1 pseudogene is annotated in these 2360 nt (G+C 63.2%); it reads left to right on the forward strand.

Annotation, left to right across the window (positions count from 1 at the left end):
* Positions 1 to 96: 96 nt before the first annotated feature.
* Positions 97 to 2360 (forward strand): annotated as a pseudogene (locus tag Q0629_RS01920) (hypothetical protein); the annotation flags it as partial.

The raw sequence follows: 2360 nt of genomic DNA on the forward strand, positions 1-2360 counted from the left end.
AATCAGGGCGGAGAAAGCAGCCAAACGGGCGCAACAGGCGGCGGCCGCGGAGCAGAAGCAGGGCTAGGGGCTGAAAGAGCGGGGGGCACTTCCCGGATGGGGACGGCCCCCCGTGGTGTACCCGGGCTCGCTGGGGATATCAACGCCCGGCTGACGGTCCAGTCGGATGGCATGAGCCTGATCGAGTTCTTTGAGAGCGCGAACCGGAGCACCAGCTTCCACGAGTTGGCACACCACGTCTTCCGGATGCTGGATGAGCTCAGCAGAGCGGAGGGCGCGGACCCCCAACTAAGGGCCGACGTGGACGAGGTGCTGCGGCACGCGGGCGTGACGCGGGAGGACTTCGATTCCGAGGACGCCGAGGTGCGCCGGCAGGCCCGGACGCAGGCTCATGAGTACTTCGCTCAGGGGTTTGAAACGTACATCGCCGAGGGCAAGGCGCCCAGCCGTGCCCTGCGGGGCGTGTTCCGCCGGCTGCGGGCGTGGATGATCGAGGTCTACCACGACGTGGTGCAGGCGCTGGGTATTGAGCTCAGCCCGGAGATGCGGGACATCTACGCCCGCCTACTGGCGACCCCGGAGGAGATCACTGCGGAAACGACCGTTCAGGAGCTGGCCGTCGAGGACGCGGCGATCAACGAGGAGATCAAGCGCTATCAGGCCGAGCTGCGGGAGCGGTCGGAGCAGGAGCAGTTGGGGTACGAGGCCTCCGACGACTGGAGCTTCTACGAGGTCCCGGAGGACGCCGAGGCGGCCGTGACCGGCTGGCTGGGGCAGCTTGAGGAGTACGAGTTCAAGCGCAACGCACACGAGGCCGTGCAGAACGTGGTGCGGCTCATCCGCGAGAACGGCGGGCTGCGCTTCGGAGATTTCATCGAGCAGCTGGGAGAGGACCTGGCGCGGGACGTGCGCAAGCGCTGGCCGGGTCTGTTCCGGAACACGACAGAAGGCCCGCAGCTTGCGCTGGACGTCCTCACCGAAACGCTTCAGGCGAACGGCATCAACCTGGACGTTGAGGGGCTCGTGGCCTGGCTGCAGGAGAACGTCAATGAGGTGCCGAAGAAGCCTGCGCCGCTGGTGGAGGTGGGCGCCGACACGCTGAACGCGCTCGTGGAACATCTAGGCGTGGACGGCGCGCGGGAATACATGACGGACCGCCAGCGGTACCTGACGAGGCTTCAGAAGGCGCTCCAGGCGGAGTACGACCAGGACAAGAACAACGCTCAGGTCAAAGCGGACCTCGAGGCGACGTACCGGGAACAGCGGGAGATCGCCGAAAGCGTCAAGGCCCTGGACCGGACGCTCTCAGCGGAGGCTCCGGCAGGGGCGCAGGGCGCAATCGAGCCTGTGACGCTGGGGACGGAATCCGGACGGTCTATTGACGAGGCAGATTCTAAGGAGCTGCTTTATAACGAGGATGGGTCCCCCAACCTTGGCGAGATCGACGAGGAGACTGCCGCAGCGGCGGGGATACAGGCCGGGGTCATTCAGGCCAACGTCGGGGCTGTGAGGCACGCGGAAGAAGCACACGGGGCACAGATACGTCGGGCTGGGTATCCGGATGCTCAGACGTTTATCCTGAATACAATTTCCGGTTTTAATGAAATACGTTCCGGCACTGGCAACTCGATATTGGTGATACGCAACGGTGGGCAAAAAAGCCCCACCGTTGCGATTGAGCTTATTAATAAGGAGGGTGTTTATCGTGTAAAAACTGCTTGGTTTGCAAACAAAAATTATGTCAGCAGAAAAAAATTGCTTGCGACGAGGAGCGCAACCCCCGTCAACGGCCCTGCTTCCGTTCTGGCTTCGGGCTCCGGGAGTCAGGAGGTGCAGGGTGACTCCCGGCGTTGGAGCGCTCGCCAGACAAGCAACTCTGTTGAAAGTATAGCATCAGCTAGCAAGGACGGCAACCCCGAAGCCATGCTCACGCTGTCCGAAGCGATGCGGCGCGGGTATGCCATGGCGGAGAAGTACAGCAAGGCCGCCTGGCGCCAGGGGGTCAAGGAAGGGCGCGCCAAAGGACGCGCCGCAGTGGAGGCGCGCATTGCCGCACTCAAACAGAGACTCCAGGAACGCCAGGAAGTCAAGGCTGAGGTTGGAGAGCTTGTCAAAGGCATCAACCGGATGGCGGGCTCCGAGACGGTCACCTGGGTAGCGCACAAGGAGATCGAACAGCTCCTGTCCTCCTACGACCTGAAACGGCGCAGCAAGAAGACGATGGAACACAGAGCGGAGGTCGCCCAATGGCTCAGGGAGGACCCGGAGCTTGCGGAGGCCTTGAACGAGAAGGATACGGCGCACCTTGGGGAGACAACGCTCAACGAGATGACCCTGGACGACCTGCGCGCCCTGAACGA

Source organism: uncultured Fretibacterium sp. (assembly GCF_938030725.1).
In the GTDB taxonomy this organism is placed as follows: Bacteria; Synergistota; Synergistia; order Synergistales; family Aminobacteriaceae; genus Fretibacterium.